Raw genomic sequence first — 17,789 nt, forward strand, 5'->3', positions numbered from 1 at the left:
TGCAGTTACTGGTACGGTAATAACTCCGTCGGTAGGCGGAACCCGAATGATGAAACGAAAGGAGCCTCCAATGAACTGCATGAACAACCTCACCGGATCGCCCCTAGGCGCCAAAAAACAAGCGGAACAGTTGCGAGAGCAATCGTTCAACGGCGTTCGCTTCGACGCATCCGGGTTATCGGCCACGGTCTAGACACAACAGACCAGTAGCCCCGTAACCAATTGAAGGTACGGGGCATTTTTCATTTTTGAATGCTGCTCGCTGCAGGTCAACAGAACTGGTTGGGCAGATGCTGGCCAGCGGCCTCGTACCTTTTCACTCAGAAAAATCTAGAGAGAATAAGGACCATGAAGAAGATCAATTCAAAGCTCTACAGTTGGGCGTCCATCATTGATGATGCGACGCTGGGGCAGGCCGAAACGGCCTCAACAATGCCGTTCATCTACCCACACCTGGCGTTGATGCCGGATGCGCACTTGGGTAATGGGGGCAACCGTTGGCTCGGTGATCCCTACCCTTGGCGCGATTATTCCGGCCGCCGTCGGGGTAGATATTGGCTGCGGCATGATCGCAGTCAAAACGCAGTTTCAGGCCAGCGAACTGCCCGAGGACCAGAAGATTTTGCGGGAACAGATTGAACGAGCTGTGCCGCTTTCCGCAGGCAGTTACAACCGCAAGGTTGTTGCCACCGCGGCGCGGCGGATTGAATCGTTGAAGGAATTGGCTGCGAAGGCCGATTTCGATCCGGGAAGTTACGCCGGGAATTGGGAGCTGCAGCTGGGCACGCTGGGCAGCGGGAACCACTTCATTGAAGTCTCCCTAGACGAGGACGACGGCGTGTGGTTGTTTTTGCACTCCGGCTCAAGGGGAGTGGGCAACCGGATTGCGCAGAAGCACATTAAGGAAGCACAGCGACTTGCCAAGCAGTATTGGATTGAACTTCCTGATCCAGATCTGGCCTATTTGGTAGAAGGGACGCTGGAATTTGCGGCCTATATTCGGCAGCTGAAGTGGGCACAGCAGTTCGCTTTGTTGAATCGGGAAGAAATGATGGACCGGGTGATCCGGCAGTTCTCCGATTGGGTAGGTGCTGCGGTTATTGAGCAGGATCGGATCAACTGTCATCACAATTTCACCGAAAAGGAAACGTATTTTGGAAAGTCAGTATGGCTTTCCCGGAAGGGTGCGATTAAGGCCAGCCCGGGCACCCCTGGGCTGATCCCGGGTTCTATGGGCACGGCGTCGTACGTAGTGGTTGGCAAGGGCAACGCGATGGGCATGGACTCCTCGCCGCACGGTGCTGCCCGGGAATACTCTCGGTCCCGGACTCGGAAGAGCTTTACCCATGACCAGCTGCGCGCTGCGATGGTTGGCATTGAATACCGGGATACTGACGCGTTTATTGATGAAATTCCGCAGGCATATAAGCCGATCGACACCGTGATGGCGGATGCTACAGATCTGGTGGAAATCAAGCACACCCTGCGGCAGATCATTAACGTCAAGGGTGACTAGCCGTTGCGCCACCCAAACCGGAAACGCTGCACCACTTTTCGGGGTTAAAACACCCTTTTAACCCCGAAAAGTGGTGCAGCGTTTCCGGTTTGGGTGGCATAGGCTGAGGGGGTTGCCACTGAAGCCAAATCTCTGCGAAGGAGCACTACGCATGACTACCCGCACTCAGGATCTTGCTGCTGGATTTTCCGAAGAAATCGTTGCCCTACGACGTGAATTGCACCAGAATCCGGAAATCGGGTTGGACCTGCCGGAGACTCAGCGACGGATTTTAGCGGCGTTGGAACCCCTTGACCTAGAGATCACGCTCGGTAAAGGGTTGAGCTCAGTCACGGCAGTGCTTCGTGGCGGTGCAACTTCTACGGGAGATCGCCCAGTAGCGCTGCTGCGTGGCGATATGGATGGCCTTCCGGTCGATGAACTTGTTGACGTTCCCTTCAAATCCACGAACGGCGCGATGCACGCCTGCGGTCACGATCTGCACGTTGCTGGTTTGGTCGGTGCCGCGAAGATTTTGCACGCGATACGCGATGAACTTGCTGGCGACGTTATCTTCATGTTCCAGCCCGGTGAGGAAGGCCCCGGCGGCGCAAAGCCGATGATCGATGAAGGCCTTCTCGACATTGCTGGTAAACGAGCCGATGCCGCCTATGGTTTGCACGTGATGGCGGATCATGCGCCGCTCGGAGTCTGGACCGGCCGGCCCAAAACACTTATGGCCGCGCCAGATACTTTGCACGTCAAATACATTGGTCAGGGTGGGCACGGTTCTACGGCCTTCCGGGCAAACGATCCGATTCCTGCGCTCTGCGAAGCGGTAACTGCGCTACAGACCATGGTCACCAGGCACTTCGACATCTTTGATCCGGTTGTAGTGACCGTGGGGCACATTGCTGGTGGCAGCAAAGAAAACATCATCCCGGATAGTGCGCAATTCAATGCGACAGTTCGCTCATTCAGTGCGGAGACTCGGGCAAAGGCCGAGCAGCTAAGTGTTCAGTTGCTCGAAGGTATTGCGGCCGCACACGGACTGAAATCGGAGGTCGTCTTCGAACACATCTACCCGGTTACCGTGAACGATGAGGCGGAATTCGCCTTCACCCGTGGCGTGATCGAAGAACTCTTTGGCGTCGAGCGCTTTCACCTGATGGAAAATCCGGATCCGGGCGGCGAAGACTTCTCGTATGTGCTCGAAGAGGTTCCTGGAACTTACGTCTTCTTGAGCGCTTGCGCCTTCGATTACCCTCAGGATGCCGATGGCAACCACTCACCGCGGGCCGCGTTCAACGACGTCGTGCTCGCGGACGGTGCCGCCTTACTCGCGGAACTTGCTGTGCGCCGAATCAATCGAAGCTAAACATGACCGCTGCGGAGGAGCACCTCGAATATCACAAAGGTGGCACCATTCATGCGCGTGGACAGACGGTCGACGGCGTTCCGGAGGGCTACTGGGAATGGTTCCGGCCAGACGGAGTGATTAAGCGTTCTGGCTACTTCACTGCGGGCGAGCAAAGCGGTGAGTGGACTACCTATGACAAAGACGGCGTGGTCTACAAAGTTACGCAGATGAAATGACCGGGGTGGTAGTCGGATGACGAAAATGGCGAAAATTCTGCGCCTTGAGGCGCTGCTCGTTGCTGCCGTCACCGTTGTGGTGTTCATCGCGCTCGGCTTTGGCTGGTGGTGGCTCCTAGTATTTTTTCTCGTCTTTGACCTTTCGGCGCTCGGCTACCTTCGTGGACCTCGGATCGGTGCATTCGCTTACAACCTGGTGCATAGTTATGCGGCGCCGGTGTTGTTGGCTGGAATCTACGCGGTGCTCCGAATGACTGGCCACGATCTTTGGCTGCTGGCATTCGCTTCCGGGTGTTGGATGTTCCAGGTCGCGGCAGACCGAGCCCTTGGCTATGGACTAAAGCACGACGATGCCTTCGAACATACGCATCTGGGCCTGATTGGAAAGAGTCGCCAAAAAACCTAGGCAGGAACTAGCTCGGCCGAGGCCAGTGCGGGCACGTCCAAACCATTGGTTGCGTTAATGAGCGCTTCGGTAAGTGGGTGCCATGGCCGGTTGACTGGCCGGGTCAACACGAGGTCGCGCGTTAATCTGGGTAGCAACGGCACTAACGTCAGGTCCGCCGAAAGCATGCCTTGACCCAGGCTGGGCATCACACCAACGCCGATGCCCTGCCGCACCAAACTTAAAACGTTGCCAATTCGCGCACTCGCTGAGTAGCGGTATAATGAATCCCGGCAAGTTCGTGGATTCTGCGCACCTGCATTTCACAACCTCCAGTGGAGGAAATGAGCCCATCCTCAAGCAGCTCAGCCAAAGTAATCCTGGCTTCCTGCGCCAGCGGGTGATCTTTACGGATCAAAGCTTGAAAGTCATCAGTAGCGAGCAGTCGGGATGCTTTGTGGCTCTCACTCGGATCAACAAGAATCGCGGCATCGACCAGGCCGGTTTCCAGCCAATCGGAGAGCTCTTCGTCGTCGCCTTCGTAAACTTGCACGTCTACCTCGGGCAACCTCGCCGCCCAAAGTTGCAGCAATCCAGGGAGTAGCCCCTGGCAGGCGGTGGGAACGGCAGCAAGTCGGACCATTCCGGAGTGCACGCCGGAATGGTCCCGAACGCTAGCCTCCAAAGCGTCGACGGCGGCGAGCACGGTCCGGGCGCGAACAATCAGTAAGCTGCCCAGTACGGTAGGGATAACGCCGTTCGCTCGGTCAAAAACCTGCCCGCCTACTTCGCGTTCCAGACTTGAAACAGCGTGCGAAACCGCAGACTGACTAATGCCTAGAGTATTCGCGGCGATCGAGAAACTATTGTGTTTGAGCACAGCCGTGAAAGCGCGAAGTTGAGCGATGGTCACTGCCATGAGTTCTCCTCATACCTGCATCAGTATTAGCTATTTGATTCATGCCTCTTGGGGTTCGATAATAGTCCTGAAACTAAGGAGCACACAATGGCTGGAAACCCGGTGGCAGCAGATCGAAAATCGTACACACTGTTCGCATTTTTAGGCCTCGCCATCGTTTGGGGCGGCAGCTTTTTGTTTATCAAAGTTGGCCTGCAAGGTCTTTCCGCGCCGCAAGTTGTCTTCGGTCGGATTGGCTTCGGGGCACTCACCTTAACCGCGATCATGGTGATTTCCAGGCGGCGCTGGCCCAGAGAAGGCTGGATCTGGGCGCATATGTTGGTTGTCGCGGTGAGCTTTTGCTTGTTGCCGTTCATGTTGTTTTCCTGGGCGGGTGAAAGTTTGCCGTCGGGGCTTTCCAGCATTCTCAATGCGACCACGCCGATTATGACCTTAGTTATCGCGGCAATCATGTTGCCCGCAGAGCGGTTGAGTCGGTTACAGATTGCCGGGCTTGGCCTGGGAATTTTGGGTGTGCTCCTCATCGTCGGACCGTGGGAACTGCTTTTGGACCCTGCGTTTTACCAATCGGTGCCCGCGCAGTTGGCTTGTTTGGGTGCTACAGCTTGTTACGGATTTTCACTCTGTTATCTGCGCAAGTTCATCTCTGGAAAGCATCCTTACGATGCGCCCACCATTGCCTCGGTGCAAATGGTCTTGGCGTTCGCCGTCGTACTGCTCATAACGCCGTTTACGATGCTGACGCCGATCGAGCTGAGCTGTCCAGTAGTTCTGAGTATTGCTGCCTTGGGTATTTTTGGTACCGGAATCGCTTACATTTGGAACACTTTGGTGATCTCGCGCTGGGGTGCGAACGCCGCCTCCACGGTGACCTATCTAGTGCCGGTTGTGGGAGTTCTTTTAGGCGTGTTGATTCTGCACGAAACATTGCATTGGAACGAACCGGTAGGTGGTGTGGTGGTGGTGCTCGGGATTTTGGTGAGCCAGGGACGACTCCGGTTGCCCAGCCGTAAAACACCGGTCGAAGTGCAGGTGTAGGCAGGCCCATCTGAACGGCCAGCAGTTTCGAATGGCTTCGGTGAACTGAGCGATGCTGCTCAGGCCTTTCCGTGAGCCGTGGAGGAACAAATGCGCCATCGAAACACTGAGTCGAAGACGGTGACTAAGCCCGGCTTTCGACCAGCCAAAGCAGAGTCAGCAGTTGATTTGGTTAGCCATGCGGTCGATGCGCCAGAGCAGACCGGGCCGCGGCCGATTATTCATGGCCCGCGTACCCTCACAGCCCAACTGAGTGTTTATGCCGGAGTCTTGTTACCGCTCATCGCCTTGATCGCGGCCATCCCGCTGTTATGGGGCCATGGGCTGGACTGGGTCGACGTCGGCCTGGCGCTGGTCTTTTATCTGATCAGCGGATTGGGCGTGACGATCGGCTTCCATCGCTATTTCACGCATGGCTCCTTTAAAGCCAACCGGACACTCCGGGCGGCGCTCGCGATCGCCGGCTCGCTCTCGGTGCAAGGCTCGATTATTACCTGGGTTGCGGATCACCGTCGCCATCATGCCTTTTCAGATACCGACGGCGATCCGCATTCGCCGTGGGCTTTTGGCACCTCGCCGTGGGCTTTGACTAAGGGCTTCTGGCATGCGCATATGGGCTGGCTTTTTGAGCGAGATGTGACTAACCGCAGCCGGTTTGCCCCGGACCTGTTGAAGGATCCGATGATAGTTCAGATCGACAAGCTTTTCCCGTTGTGGGTTGCCATAACGCTGTTCTTACCCGCGACTCTAGGTGGGATTATCAGCCAGAGCTGGTGGGGGTTCTTGAGCGCGTTCTTTTGGGCTGGTTTGGTACGTGTTGCAGTGCTGCACCACGTCACGTGGTCGGTGAACTCGATTTGCCACATGATCGGCGAGCGGCCGTACGCATCGCGAGACAAAGCGGCGAATTTCTGGCCGTTAGCGATCGTCTCGTTCGGTGAGTCATGGCATAACTCGCACCATGCGGATCCAACCTGCGCCAGGCACGGCGTCCGGCGAGGGCAGATTGATATTTCTGCCAGAACCATCTGGATCTTCGAGAAGTTCGGTTGGGCGACTAATATCAAGTGGCCTAACGCCGAAAGATTCGCCAAATTGAGCATTAAGGAACGTTAGATTCGGATTATGGTGTTTAAGCTGATTTCTTTGGTGTTTCTCAAGATGACTCCACGGCAGAAAGTTTTTGCTGCGTTGCGCCCGGGCCAGCTAGCGTTGGTGTTATGAAATACGCCAACTCGGTGCTTGACCTGATCGGCAAGACGCCACTGGTCAAACTCAATAAGGTCACCGACGGCATCAAAGCCACGGTTCTGGCCAAAGTCGAATACCTCAATCCGGGTGGGTCTGCGAAAGATCGCATCGCGGTCAAAATGCTGGACGAAGCGGCAAAAGCTGGGCTGATTGGCCCCGGTGGCACCGTCGTCGAACCTACCTCGGGGAATACCGGGGTTGCGATGGCGCTAGTTGCGCAGCAACGTGGCTACAACTGCGTCTTTGTGGTGCCAGACAAGGTCGCCGAAGACAAACGTGCAACCATTCGTGCCTATGGCTCAGAGGTTGTGGTCACGCCAACCGCTGTTGCCGCCGATTCGCCGCAGTCTTATTACGGCGTCTCAGACCGTTTGGCCGCTGAAATTCCGGGTGCCTATAAGCCGGATCAGTTCTCGAATCAAAACGGACCGCTGAGCCACTATGAAACTACCGGGCCGGAAATCTGGCAAGACACAGACGGGAAAGTTACCCATTTCGTAGCCGGCGTTGGCACGGGTGGCACTATTACCGGAACTGGGCGCTATTTGCGTGAAGTCTCCGCAGATAGGGCAAGCGGCGAGGTGCAAATTATTGGTGCAGACCCGGAAGGCTCGGTATATTCCGGCGGAACTGGGCGACCGTACTTGGTCGAGGGCGTCGGCGAAGACATTTGGCCCGGTTCATATGATCCTGCGGTGCCGCACGAGGTCATTGCCGTTTCAGACGCTGAAAGCTTTGCGATGACCCGACGGCTAGCCAAAGAAGAAGGTCTTTTGGTTGGCGGTTCCAGCGGCATGGCCGTGGTGGCTGCTTTGCGGGCGGCTCGAGATCTGGGCGAGGACGACGTCGTCGTGGTGCTATTGCCGGACTCTGGTCGAGGCTATTTGGCCAAGATATTTGATGATGACTGGATGCAGTCTTATGGCTTCCTCAAGACCACTGATGAGCCCGCGGTTGGCGAAGTTTTGCGCACTAAAACCGGTCAACTTCCAGACTTAGTACACATGCATCCGAACGAGACCGTCCGCGATGTCATCCGGTTGATGAACGAATACGGCGTGTCGCAGATTCCAGTGTTGACGGCAGAGCCGCCCGTGGTGATGGGCGAGGTTATTGGCTCGGTCGACGAGCGTGATTTGACTGCTAAGTTGTTCCGCGGTGAAGTAAAGATGACGGACAAAATCACCGAACATATGACTGCCACTTTGCCGATGATCGGTTCGTTGGAACCGATTTCGGCTGCTCGATCAAAGCTTCAGGACGTTGATGCGTTACTGGTGACATTTGTTGGCGCGCCAGTGGGAATTCTGACGCGGCAAGATTTGCTGTTCTATTTACAAGACTAAGCGCCCCCCTATTTCAAACGCTGCACCACTTTTGGGCCTTAAGGCCCAAAAGTGGTGCAGCGTTGGCAGAAAGAGAAATGATTTTCATGGATACCAGTAATCTTGGCTTCAACACCCGGGCGGTTCACGCTGGGCAGGAACCTGACCCGGTTACCGGCGCCGTCGTCGGCGGAATCATCCAGTCTTCAACTTTCGCCCAGGACGGCATTGGCCAGTTGCGCAACGGTTACGAGTACGGACGCGGCACCAACCCGACGCGTGATTCCCTGCAGCAGCAGCTTGCCGCCGTCGAAAAGGGAAAGCATGCCTTTTCTTTCTCCTCGGGTCTGGCGGCAGAAGACTCACTTATTCGAGCAGTACTGCGGCCAGGGGACCACATTGTCTTGGGCAATGACGCATACGGTGGTAGCTACCGGCTAATCAATCGTGTGCTTGGGCCGTGGGGAGTGCAACATTCGACGGCGAATATGGCTGACCCGGAAAGCGTGGCTGCCGCAACCACCAGTGCCACGAAGTTGTTTTGGGTAGAGACTCCGTCAAACCCGATGATGAAAATCACCGACATTGCTGCTTTGGCGGAAGTGGCTCACGCTCAAGGCGCTCTGCTTTTGGTCGACAACACCTTCGCCTCGCCGTACTTGCAGAACCCGCTAACCCTTGGCGCAGATATCGTGGTGCACTCCACGACTAAATACATCGGTGGGCACGCGGACGTTATTGGCGGTGCCGTGATCGTGAACGATGACGAGCTCGCGGAGAAAACCGGGTTTGTGCAGTTCGCGGTAGGCGCAGTTTCTGGGCCAATGGATGCGTTCTTGACCACGCGCGGCCTGAAAACTCTAGGTATCCGGATGGATCGGCATTCGTCGAATGCCTTGCAGATCGCCGAATGGTTGCAGGGCAGGCCAGGTGTAGAACGTGTGCTTTATCCAGGGCTGCAGGATCATCCTGGTCATGAACTTGCCGCGCGTCAGATGCGTAGCTTTGGCGGCATGATCTCGGTGCAGTTCTCCGGCGGCGCGGCGGTTGCACGCGCCGTGGCCGAATCCACCAAGTTATTCACGCTAGCTGAGTCGCTGGGCGGCATCGAATCATTGATGAACTATCCCTCGGAGATGACGCACGCTTCAGTGAAAGGCACCGAACTGGCAGTGCCAGAAAATCTCATCCGACTTTCAGTAGGAATCGAAGAAGCTGAAGATCTGGTAGCGGATCTCGATCAGGCTTTGACCGCCGTCACTGGCTAAACTCTTTTCTCGACCTCATCAAGCTATCAAGCAGGGCACAGTGTTTTTTGAAAAGACTGCGCCCTGCTTTGTGCCCAAATATCGGTAATAAATGTGGCGAAGTGTGAGTCAACTCACAGCTCGTTGTCAGCCTGAGAGGGCTTGACTGCGTAGCCCATCCTTATTGGTTTTGAGTTACCTGAAAATCGTTTCTGGTCATGAAATTACGGGGTAGCGTTCAAGCCGTGGGGCAAGAGTTAACGCTTGTTGCTTTCTCGTGTTGGAAAACCTTCCGGCCAACAAAGAGGTTTGCCGGAACTGATCATCCAAAAAATGACTAAGTCAAGGATAAGAATGAACAAGATCTTCAAGTCAGTCCTGGTTGGGGCTGCTGCAGCATCGATGGCATTCCTCGGCACGGGCGTAGCATCAGCCGCTCCGGTCGGCAACGGCAGTGCCACCCCCGACATTGTGGGTGGCACCAAGGCTCCTGCAACTCCGTGGGCCGTACAGCTGGTATTCGTCCAGAACGGTAGCAGCTATGGCTGCACCGGTGAGGCAATTTCCAAGGATTACATCCTGACTGCCAATCACTGCATCGACGGCATCTCTTCGATGAACGTCTACTACAGCAACAGCAACAGCACCGCAAACCGCGGAACCGCGATCAAGGCGGATAAGTGGACGACTTCGGGCAAGGGCGACGTTGCCCTGGTGCACCTGTCCGCCTCGAAGGACCTTGGTTCTTACCCCGCACTGGCTGACAGCTACACCGCCAAGTCCGGTGACGCGGGCAAGATCATGGGCTACGGATTGCGTGCAAACCAGGTTCGCCCGGACGGCTTGTACCAGGCCAACGTTAGCGTCCTAGGCGCTAGCAGAGATGCCTACAACGGCACCGCAGTACACATCAAGGGTGGCGATGGCGCTGCTAACCACAGCGATTCCGGCGGCCCCTTGATCATTGGTGGCAAGATCGTTGGCGTTTGCTCCACTGGCGACAGCAGCGATCCGGGTGCTGACATCCACGCAGGCAGTAGCTATGCGAACCTCACGGCTTCGCGTAGCTGGATCAAGTCCACCTCGGGCGTCTGATCCTTTAGAAGTAACACGTTGGTTGGCCTTACTGAAAAAGCAAGGCCAACCAACGGCACCAGGAGTGAGCTCCCGCCAATATTGATCTGAAACCATTCGTTTCTTGGTACGACGGTTGAGCCATTTCATTCAGCTTGACAATTTTCCAAAATTTCACGCGGTCATTACATATCGCACTCTAATTGCTGTGCCTTTTTATCAACTATCTGAACAAACAAAAAAGGATTCTCATGAACAAGGTAATCAAGTCAGTTTTGGTCGGTGCTGCTGCAGCTTCGATGGCGTTCCTCGGCACCGGTGTTGCCTCGGCTGCTCCAGTGGGCGGCGGTGCTGCTAGCCCGGATATTGTTGGCGGTACTAAGTCTGCGGCCACGCCGTGGGAAGTTCAGCTGATCTTCGTGCAGAACGGCAACACCTACGGCTGCACCGGTGAAGCCATCTCGTCCGAGTGGATCTTGACCGCTCAGCACTGCATTGACAGGACCTCTTCGATGAACGTTTACTACAGCAACAGCACCACCAACCGGGGCACCGCAATCAAGGCTGACAACTGGGTTGGTTCGGACAACGGTGACGTTGCGCTGGTTCACCTTTCCCAGTCCAAGAACCTCGGTTCCTACCCGACGGTTGCAGACAGCTACTCCGCAAATGCTGGTGATAAGGGCATCGTGATGGGTTACGGACGACGCGCAAATGCTGCCCAGTCTGACGGCCTGTACCAGGCAAATGTTCAGGTTCTTGGTTCCAGCACTGACGCGTACAACGGCACTGCAGTGCACATCAAGGGCGTCAATGGCGCATCCAACCACGGCGATTCCGGCGGCCCCTTACTCATTGGCAACCAGATTGTTGGCGTTTGCTCCACTGGTGACAGCAGCGATCCGGGTGCTGACATCCATGCAGGCAGCAACTACGCAAACCTGACCGATTCACGTCAGTGGATCTCTGACACCGCGGGCGTCTAGTCCAAGCGTTGGTTTCTTCCCACCAAGTTTTTCAAGATAAAGGGAATATCATGAAAAAGGTTCTTAAATCTGTTCTCATTGGTGCCGCGGCCGCTTCATTGGCTCTTGTTGGCGCGGGTGCGGCTACTGCAGCTCCAGTGGGTAGCGGTAGCGCTAGCCCGGATATTGTTGGCGGCACCAAGTCGGCTCCCACCCCGTGGGCTGTTCAACTGATCTTCCAGCAGCCCGGCGAATCTGGCAGCTTTGGCTGCACCGGCGAAGCCATTTCGTCCGAGTGGATCCTGACCGCAGGACACTGCGTCAAGGGCGATACCGGCATGAAGGTGTACTTCTCCAATAGCACGAGCGATCGTGGCGTCGGTATTGCGGTTGACGACTTCTACTCTCAGCCAGACAACGACGACGCACTTGTGCACTTGTCTCAGGCCAAAGAGCTGAGCGCGTACCCGACGATGACTGATGGGTACCAGATCAACACCAACGATGCTGCACTCATCATGGGTTACGGACGTCGGGCTAACAGCGTTAACTCAGATGGTCTGTACCAAGCCAAGATGAGGGTACCCGGCGCCAGCAGCGACACCGCTGGTGGCCCCGCGATCCATCTTCAAGGCATTAACGGCGGCGCAAACCACGGCGATTCCGGTGGCCCGCTGATCATTGGTAACAAGATCGTTGGCGTTGCCTCCACGGTTGATTCCGGGCCTGGTGCAAGCACCACCGGCAAGAGCAACTACGCGAGCGTGAGTGACGCTCGCGACTGGATCCAGAACACTACCGGTATCTGATTCCAGTAATCCCGACTGCGTAGCAGTTGCCAAGCCACAACGCGTTTGTGCTGGCAACTGCTAGGCAGCGTGGTTTAAGCCGAGTGGAACGCCGAATAACAAGTGAGGTATTGGCCCAAGATGAGTGTATGCACCTCGTCTGTGCCCTCATAGGTGCGTACAGATTCTAAATTGTTGGCATGCCGCAAAGGCGAGTAATCCAGCGTGATGCCGTTGCCGCCCAGAATGCTCCGTGCTTGGTGGCAAATCTCCAATGCCTCGCGGACATTATTGAGTTTGCCTACTGAGATCTGTTCCGGTCGCAATGTGCCTGCATCTTTGAGCCTGCCAGTGTGTAGCGCGAGTAGCTGGCCTTTTTGCAACTCGAGCATCATGTCCACCAGCTTTGCTTGAGTCAACTGGTAGGAGCCGAGCGGCGAACCAAATGGTTGCCGCTCGGCCGCGTACGCCAAGGCCACCTCGAAAGCATCTCGTGCCGCACCCATCGAGCCCCACATGATGCCGTACCGGGCTTCGTTCAAACACGAGAACGGCCCGCGGAGGCCTTTGGCCAACGGCAAGATTGCGTCTTCAGGCAGCTCGACCTCGTTGAACTGGACATCGCATTGGATAGAGGCCCGCATTGAAAGCTTGCCAGTGATTGGTTCCGCGCTAAATCCCGGGGTCGAAGTCGGTACCAAAAAGCCTCGTACGCCCTCCTCTGGCACCGCAGCCCAGATAATCGCGACGTCGGCTATTGAGGCCAGCCCAATCCAGCGTTTTGCGCCATTGAGCCGCCACCCCTCAGCGGTGCGTACCGCCGTCGTGCGCATTGCGCCGGGATCGCTACCGGCCTCCGGCTCGGTCAAAGCGAAGCAGCCAATCAGCTCACCACGAGCCATTGGCTGCAGATACTTTTCCTTCTGCGCTTCACTTCCCCATTTATGGATTGCGGTCATGGCGAGTGAACCCTGGACCGAGACGAAGGTTCGGATGCCGGAGTCGCCTGCCTCGATTTCCATGGCAGTCAGGCCGTATTCGACGGCGGAGGCGCCCGCGCAACCGTAGCCGTCTAAGTGCATACCCAGGACGCCTAGGGCACCAAGCTCGGGCACCAGTTCAAGCGGAAAATGGGCGTTATCGAACCAGCGCGCAATGTTCGGTTTAATCCGACGATCGGTAAATTCGCGGACCTTATCGCGTTGAGCCAGCTCGGCGTCGCTGAGTAGCGCATCGAGATTCAGCACATCGTGCTTGCCGCGAATATTCTCGCTCACAGACCGGTCATTTCGCGCGAAGCCACCACGCCTTGCCGAGTCTCCGCATCATAGTGATACACGGACTTACCAGCAATGAAGACTTGCTGCGCGCGCTGCATCACGTCCAGCGGATCGCCGCTCCAGAGCACAAAATCGGCGTCCTTGCCCGTTTCCAGCGAGCCAATTCGGTCCGCCAGGCCTAGTACTTTCGCCGGGTTGATCGTGATTGAACGTAGCGCGGTGTCCCGGTCCAGGCCTTCTTTGATGGCCAGCGTTGCTTGGTGCACCAAGAAATGAATCGGCACCACGGGATGATCAGTGATGATGGAAATTTCGACGCCGGCCGCCGCAAGTTTGCCAGGATTAGCCAGTGAGCGGTTACGCAGTTCCATCTTGGAGCGCGAGGTGAACAGTGGCCCAATCAGCACCGGAATCTTCTTTTCCGCGAGCATCGGTGCCAGCAAATGAGCCTCGGTGCCGTGATCAATAACCAGCTCGTAGCCAAATTCTTCGGCGATGCGCACTGCAGTGGCAATGTCATCGGCACGGTGCGCGTGCTGGCGCCAAGGGATTTCGCGACGTAGCACCATGCCGAGTGCTTCGAGCTTCAAATCCTTACCTTTGCGGTCCTTGGCCGGAGTATCCAAATAGTCGCGAGCTTCTTGAAAGGCCTTACGGATAACCAGTGCGGCGCCCAAGCGGGTGGACGGCGTCTGCTTCTTTTCCCCGTAGACCCGCTTGGGATTCTCACCCAAGGCTGCTTTCAAGCCACTAGGGCTACGCAGCACCATCTCGTCTACATAGCCGCCGTGTGTGTGCAGCGCGACTGCCAAACCACCCACCGGGTTTCCGGAGCCAGGATTCACATTGACCGTGGTGATGCCGCCGGCCAAGGCATCACCAAAACCCATTTCACGCGGGTTGATGGCGTCTAAGGCCCGGACCGCGGCCATGATCGGGTCGGTCATCTCGTTGGTGTCATTGCCCATCGCGCCTTCAGCCTCTTCGTGCACGCCCAAATGGGTATGCGCGTCGATGAAACCGGGCACCAGCCACTGCCCCTCCGCATCAATGACTTCGGCACCGCGCGGTGCTTTCAGAGAAAGGCCAATGTCGGTAATCTTTCCCGCTTTGACGATCACGCCGCCGTCGAACGCTTCTCCGGTGACCGGGACGATATGCGCATTAAAAATCGCAAGAGTTGAACTGGACTTGGTGGGCTTCGTGGGCACGATGGACCTCTCTGGTTGGCACTTTGCAGATGTTCTCCCAACCTACTCCGTCCGCAACTCCACCGCGAGAACGCCCGCACCGGATGAACTAATTCGGGCTTTGCCCGCCAGCACCTCCAACTCAGCCAATCGCTCGCCTAGGAAGTTGGTCCGGAAGGCGGATACCAGGCCAGGTAGGCCGATTTCGCAGCTGCCACCATCTGGATTGCTCCACAGTAGCCGGGCAACAACCGAACCATTCCCGGGCAGGACGTCAATGAGTTGGACCTGCTCGCTTTCAATTGTGAGCAGCTCTGCCGAGGTAGCGGCGGCCTTGCCGGGCAGCGCAATCAAGGGCTGGGCAAAGTCGGCTGCTGCATGCAGAGCCGCTACCGTGCTGAGCGGTTCACCAGCACTGATGCAGTAGCGGAAATCCATTTCGAAGGCTTGTTGCACTGGGAAATTGGTGTCCCAGATATTGTTATGGATCCATGAGTAGATAGTGCCGGGCTCGGTAACGGGGAGCGAGTTCGGGAACGGGATATAGGGCAGGCTGATGGTGCCAACTTCGACGAGTGGCGCCTCCGCAGTAGCCCAACCGATCGAGCACTCTGCGCCCTGGATTCTCGCCCAATGCCGGATTCCGTGCATATATTCGGCGCTACCGGGAATCGATGCGGCGCCGGGCTCGGCGAGGCCGCCAGCACTTTCAAGCAAAACGCGCGCGTTTTCGATGGCAAAGGGGAAGGCAAAGAAGGCGCTTTCTTTGGTGTAAGTCGATTCCTTAGAGACCCGATTGCGGATTTCCAATCGAGCCGCGCCGTGCGGAAGCGTGTAGGTGCTTTCAACCCAGTTGGCCCCTGGTGCAATCGAACGGACGGTGAGGTGGCGGCCCAGCGCTTCCGAGCTGGAGGTAATCAGTGCGGCAGCAGTGCTGATTGAGCGGCCGGCGAGCAAGGTGAGCTTTCCGGGTGTTTCGTATTGTTTGGAGCTATTGTGATTCTGTGCGCCAGCACTGGCATAGGTGTCGTAGACATATCCGTTGAAGCCGAATACGGCATCCTGATTGACCAGCTCTTTTTCCGCGCGCTTATCGAATATCGAGCTCACGGTTCCGGCGCGAGCATCGATCCGCACTGCAAAGAATTCGTTAGCTAGCAGGTACGGGTTTGCGCCGTCGGAGTGTTGAATTTCAACTGGCGTAGCCGGGGAATTTTGTGCCGGTTCCACCCGGATCGAGACGCTGCCGAGGGCCGGGATATTTTGCAGCGCAACGCGGACAGTACGGCCTAAGGACCTAAAGTTTTCTTGCTCTACGAGGTATTCGACGGGGAGCAAATTCTCATCGCGGAGGTCACGCACCGCAAGGGGCAGTTGCACTGGGAGGACGCTGTCCGAGAGGAAAAAATCGACTACGCCATTGCGGTTTTGGTTCGCCGTATTGAATACCGTGAACTCCAATGGATCCGCGGGGTCCAGTTGTGCCGCAAGGATTTCGCGTGACTGCGCCAGGGCGAGCTGGGATTCGTCAAGCGCTTCATAGGCTCGGGCGGCTTTCCAATGCCACTGGCGTTCCCCGGCTGATGGGCCGTGATCCTTGTGCAGCCACGAATCGGCAGCGCCCCAAGTGTGCTCATCCCAGAGCGCGAGCTGCCGATAGCCGCGCTCGGTATTGACCGTGGCAGTCTGGTTGGCCTCAGCGCCAAGGAGTTGACCAAAGCTTGTGAGCGTGTGTGCCTGCGCGAGCTGGCTCTGCGCTTGGCGGCTTAGCGCCATTTCCGAGGCCGCGGAACCGATGCCGTGGCCCCACCAGTCATTCCAGTCACCGGCAATATCTTCGATCTGCTCGCCGTGACGTTCTTGAACTTCTTCGAAGAACATTTCATTGGTGGACAGCCGGATTTTCGGGTAATCCCAAGCGTCGTTCCAAGCCGTAACCAGCTCACTGATCCGCCCGTTCGGCGGAGCGTTGTCCGCCCAGCGGCCCTGAAGTCGCAAATGTAAGACATCCAGCGGGTACGGAGCTTTTCCGCTTCAGCCACTTCCGGCAGCCACCCAAAAACAGTCTCGGCCACCAAGGGAAATGGCTTTGTTGCGAGGTTGCTCAGGTAGCAAGGCAGCACATCCGAGGCCGCCATCAGGTTTTCACTCAGACCAACCGTGTTGCCTTCCATATAGGAACCACCGTGCGGGCTGTCAGTGCGCCACACCAGGACGGAATTTCCTGCTGGGCCCAACCAGCGGAAGATCCGGGGCACCTTGAGCTCGCCAAATCCGTTCGGGTGTGATCGACCCGCCCAGTTATGCGCCACGGAAAGGTACTTGACGCCATTGGCGCCCAGTGCGTCCGGGAATCCGACGACGTGGCCGGGTACATCGGTTTGCATTGCAGCTTCGATTTTCAGGCCGTACTTGCTTCGGAGCTGCGAAGCTGGGCGGAGCAGTTCATGCAATTCGTCAGTAGAACAGGCTTCGGTGTGCAGGTTGAACGGCATTGCGGAAAACCCCAGCCGGCCTTCTTTGACGCGGCGGATCAGCTCTTCCGCTTGTTCGGGCGTGCGGTGCGCCAACCAAGCTTCGACGGCGTACAGCGCCTCATTCGTTCCAGCGAAACTTCGCCTCATCGGGCAGGTCGTCGGTGGCGCGCATCTGTGCCAATACCGAATCCAGGTATTCCAGGTGGTTTGCCCGGACGATGTGTTGTGGATCGGTGTAGCCAATGTCGTAATGCGAATGGTGGATTAGGTGCACTGACCAGCGGCGCTGCGGTACCAAAGTGAAGGGAATAGTGACCGGAACGCCGTCGAGATCGAATCTGAGCTCGGCCTCAGCACTTGCGGTGACGGCAGGTACCAAGACTCGCCAGGAGCCTTCTGGTGCAGCAGCCCAGCGCGGGGTTAGTTCTTCGCCGCTGATTATTACGCGAGTGTTCGGCAAAGTCGCCACGGCCGAGTCGCTGAAGGTGTCGTATGCGTCGTCGAACTGGTTCGTGTCATTGCCCTCGGGCAATGTCCAACCACTGCAACCGAACGGACTGGCGGAGTACGCCGTCGTCGGTGCGCAGCATTGGCTCACAGATGACACCAAGCGCGCGGCCGGCGATTGTCACCGTTGCCGTGGTCGAAAGTTCGACAATTTTCTGTCGTTGGGTTGAGATGTCCCAAACCTGGTCCGCGACCAAAGCGTGAGCGCGCATGTAGATCTCCCTGGAGCGTTCGATGAAAACTAAGCTGTGT

19 protein-coding genes and 1 pseudogene are annotated in these 17,789 nt (G+C 56.8%); 12 read left to right on the top strand and 8 right to left on the bottom strand.

Going from position 1 to position 17,789, the window contains the following annotated elements:
- Positions 1-70 precede the first annotated feature (70 nt).
- The 5 genes and pseudogenes from RSAL33209_RS19125 (at position 71) to RSAL33209_RS03835 (ending at position 3,497) form a co-directional block, all read left to right on the top strand.
- Complete coding sequence (locus tag RSAL33209_RS19125; protein WP_267895924.1) at positions 71-193, top strand: hypothetical protein; 123 nt, start codon at positions 71-73, stop codon at positions 191-193.
- Positions 194-348: 155 nt separating this feature from the next.
- Positions 349-1,516 (top strand): annotated as a pseudogene (locus tag RSAL33209_RS03820) (RtcB family protein).
- A gap of 151 nt (positions 1,517-1,667) precedes the next feature.
- On the top strand, positions 1,668-2,873 hold the full coding sequence (locus RSAL33209_RS03825) for a M20 metallopeptidase family protein (protein ID WP_041684406.1): 1,206 nt from the start codon (positions 1,668-1,670) through the stop codon (positions 2,871-2,873).
- Between the two features lie 2 nt (positions 2,874-2,875).
- Positions 2,876-3,091: a toxin-antitoxin system YwqK family antitoxin gene (locus RSAL33209_RS03830; RefSeq protein WP_012244327.1), complete on the top strand. Its 216-nt coding sequence runs from the start codon at positions 2,876-2,878 to the stop codon at positions 3,089-3,091.
- A gap of 16 nt (positions 3,092-3,107) precedes the next feature.
- Entirely contained in the window at positions 3,108-3,497 is a 390-nt protein-coding gene (locus tag RSAL33209_RS03835) for a DUF4260 domain-containing protein (protein ID WP_012244328.1), read from the top strand.
- Here RSAL33209_RS03835 and RSAL33209_RS18015 read toward each other — a convergent pair.
- Positions 3,494-3,712, bottom strand: coding sequence for a type 2 periplasmic-binding domain-containing protein (locus tag RSAL33209_RS18015; protein WP_199533194.1), 219 nt, complete (start codon positions 3,710-3,712; stop codon positions 3,494-3,496). The genes RSAL33209_RS03835 and RSAL33209_RS18015 overlap by 4 nt on opposite strands.
- Positions 3,713-3,717: 5 nt before the next feature.
- Positions 3,718-4,395: a LysR family transcriptional regulator gene (locus RSAL33209_RS03840; RefSeq protein WP_012244330.1), complete on the bottom strand. Its 678-nt coding sequence runs from the start codon at positions 4,393-4,395 to the stop codon at positions 3,718-3,720.
- A gap of 87 nt (positions 4,396-4,482) precedes the next feature.
- On the opposite strand from RSAL33209_RS03840, the gene RSAL33209_RS03845 reads away from it, so the two are divergent.
- The 7 genes from RSAL33209_RS03845 to RSAL33209_RS03875 all read left to right on the top strand — a co-directional run bounded on the left by RSAL33209_RS03845 (position 4,483) and on the right by RSAL33209_RS03875 (position 12,104).
- Positions 4,483-5,433 (top strand): DMT family transporter, encoded by a 951-nt coding sequence (locus tag RSAL33209_RS03845; protein WP_049758813.1) that lies wholly within the window; start codon positions 4,483-4,485, stop codon positions 5,431-5,433.
- A gap of 90 nt (positions 5,434-5,523) precedes the next feature.
- Positions 5,524-6,549 carry an acyl-CoA desaturase gene (locus RSAL33209_RS03850; RefSeq protein ID WP_080503861.1) on the top strand — a complete coding sequence of 342 codons (1,026 nt, stop codon included), beginning with the start codon at positions 5,524-5,526 and terminating at the stop codon, positions 6,547-6,549.
- Between the two features lie 104 nt (positions 6,550-6,653).
- Entirely contained in the window at positions 6,654-8,030 is a 1,377-nt protein-coding gene (locus tag RSAL33209_RS03855) for a cystathionine beta-synthase (RefSeq protein ID WP_012244334.1), read from the top strand.
- Positions 8,031-8,116: 86 nt separating this feature from the next.
- Positions 8,117-9,277: a cystathionine gamma-synthase gene (locus RSAL33209_RS03860; protein ID WP_041685146.1), complete on the top strand. Its 1,161-nt coding sequence runs from the start codon at positions 8,117-8,119 to the stop codon at positions 9,275-9,277.
- 333 nt (positions 9,278-9,610) lie between these two features.
- Complete coding sequence (locus RSAL33209_RS03865; protein WP_049758814.1) at positions 9,611-10,351, top strand: S1 family peptidase; 741 nt, start codon at positions 9,611-9,613, stop codon at positions 10,349-10,351.
- Positions 10,352-10,581: 230 nt separating this feature from the next.
- On the top strand, positions 10,582-11,316 hold the full coding sequence (locus tag RSAL33209_RS03870; RefSeq protein ID WP_041684408.1) for a S1 family peptidase: 735 nt from the start codon (positions 10,582-10,584) through the stop codon (positions 11,314-11,316).
- Between the two features lie 50 nt (positions 11,317-11,366).
- Positions 11,367-12,104, top strand: a complete 738-nt coding sequence (locus tag RSAL33209_RS03875; RefSeq protein ID WP_049758815.1) for a S1 family peptidase — start codon at positions 11,367-11,369, stop codon at positions 12,102-12,104.
- A gap of 74 nt (positions 12,105-12,178) precedes the next feature.
- On the opposite strand, the gene RSAL33209_RS03880 is transcribed toward RSAL33209_RS03875, so the two are convergent.
- The 6 genes from RSAL33209_RS03880 to RSAL33209_RS03895 are packed head-to-tail and all read right to left on the bottom strand — an operon-like array spanning position 12,179 to position 17,749.
- Positions 12,179-13,360 (bottom strand): acyl-CoA dehydrogenase family protein, encoded by a 1,182-nt coding sequence (locus tag RSAL33209_RS03880; protein ID WP_012244340.1) that lies wholly within the window; start codon positions 13,358-13,360, stop codon positions 12,179-12,181.
- Positions 13,357-14,574, bottom strand: coding sequence for an amidohydrolase (locus tag RSAL33209_RS03885; RefSeq protein WP_012244341.1), 1,218 nt, complete (start codon positions 14,572-14,574; stop codon positions 13,357-13,359). The genes RSAL33209_RS03880 and RSAL33209_RS03885 overlap by 4 nt, the downstream gene beginning before the upstream one ends.
- A gap of 42 nt (positions 14,575-14,616) precedes the next feature.
- A complete protein-coding gene (locus RSAL33209_RS15920; RefSeq protein WP_080503754.1) occupies positions 14,617-16,434 on the bottom strand; it encodes a glycoside hydrolase family 38 C-terminal domain-containing protein in 1,818 nt (605 codons plus the stop codon).
- Positions 16,320-17,177: a hypothetical protein gene (locus RSAL33209_RS17415; RefSeq protein WP_049758817.1), complete on the bottom strand. Its 858-nt coding sequence runs from the start codon at positions 17,175-17,177 to the stop codon at positions 16,320-16,322. Before RSAL33209_RS17415 ends, RSAL33209_RS15920 begins: the two co-directional genes overlap by 115 nt.
- The gene (locus RSAL33209_RS15930) at positions 17,149-17,562 is read right to left on the bottom strand and encodes a hypothetical protein (RefSeq protein WP_049758818.1); all 414 of its coding nucleotides are present in this window, start codon (positions 17,560-17,562) and stop codon (positions 17,149-17,151) included. The genes RSAL33209_RS17415 and RSAL33209_RS15930 overlap by 29 nt, the downstream gene beginning before the upstream one ends.
- Positions 17,546-17,749 carry a hypothetical protein gene (locus tag RSAL33209_RS03895; protein ID WP_080503755.1) on the bottom strand — a complete coding sequence of 68 codons (204 nt, stop codon included), beginning with the start codon at positions 17,747-17,749 and terminating at the stop codon, positions 17,546-17,548. Before RSAL33209_RS03895 ends, RSAL33209_RS15930 begins: the two co-directional genes overlap by 17 nt.
- Between the last annotated feature and the right edge of the window lie 40 nt (positions 17,750-17,789).

It is taken from the genome of Renibacterium salmoninarum ATCC 33209 (assembly GCF_000018885.1).
GTDB classification, from domain to species: Bacteria; Actinomycetota; Actinomycetes; order Actinomycetales; family Micrococcaceae; genus Renibacterium; species Renibacterium salmoninarum.

Coding starts and splice junctions, on each gene's coding strand:
- RSAL33209_RS17415 (WP_049758817.1), bottom strand. CDS start 17,177: ATGAGGCGAAGTTTCGCTGGAACGAATGAGGCGCTGTACGCCGTCGAA.
- RSAL33209_RS03835 (WP_012244328.1), top strand. CDS start 3,108: ATGACGAAAATGGCGAAAATTCTGCGCCTTGAGGCGCTGCTCGTTGCT.
- RSAL33209_RS03845 (WP_049758813.1), top strand. CDS start 4,483: ATGGCTGGAAACCCGGTGGCAGCAGATCGAAAATCGTACACACTGTTC.
- RSAL33209_RS03875 (WP_049758815.1), top strand. CDS start 11,367: ATGAAAAAGGTTCTTAAATCTGTTCTCATTGGTGCCGCGGCCGCTTCA.
- RSAL33209_RS03850 (WP_080503861.1), top strand. CDS start 5,524: ATGCGCCATCGAAACACTGAGTCGAAGACGGTGACTAAGCCCGGCTTT.
- RSAL33209_RS15920 (WP_080503754.1), bottom strand. CDS start 16,434: ATGTTCTTCGAAGAAGTTCAAGAACGTCACGGCGAGCAGATCGAAGAT.
- RSAL33209_RS03840 (WP_012244330.1), bottom strand. CDS start 4,395: ATGGCAGTGACCATCGCTCAACTTCGCGCTTTCACGGCTGTGCTCAAA.
- RSAL33209_RS03860 (WP_041685146.1), top strand. CDS start 8,117: ATGGATACCAGTAATCTTGGCTTCAACACCCGGGCGGTTCACGCTGGG.
- RSAL33209_RS03825 (WP_041684406.1), top strand. CDS start 1,668: ATGACTACCCGCACTCAGGATCTTGCTGCTGGATTTTCCGAAGAAATC.
- RSAL33209_RS03855 (WP_012244334.1), top strand. CDS start 6,654: ATGAAATACGCCAACTCGGTGCTTGACCTGATCGGCAAGACGCCACTG.
- RSAL33209_RS03895 (WP_080503755.1), bottom strand. CDS start 17,749: ATGCGCGCTCACGCTTTGGTCGCGGACCAGGTTTGGGACATCTCAACC.
- RSAL33209_RS03870 (WP_041684408.1), top strand. CDS start 10,582: ATGAACAAGGTAATCAAGTCAGTTTTGGTCGGTGCTGCTGCAGCTTCG.
- RSAL33209_RS03830 (WP_012244327.1), top strand. CDS start 2,876: ATGACCGCTGCGGAGGAGCACCTCGAATATCACAAAGGTGGCACCATT.
- RSAL33209_RS19125 (WP_267895924.1), top strand. CDS start 71: ATGAACTGCATGAACAACCTCACCGGATCGCCCCTAGGCGCCAAAAAA.
- RSAL33209_RS03865 (WP_049758814.1), top strand. CDS start 9,611: ATGAACAAGATCTTCAAGTCAGTCCTGGTTGGGGCTGCTGCAGCATCG.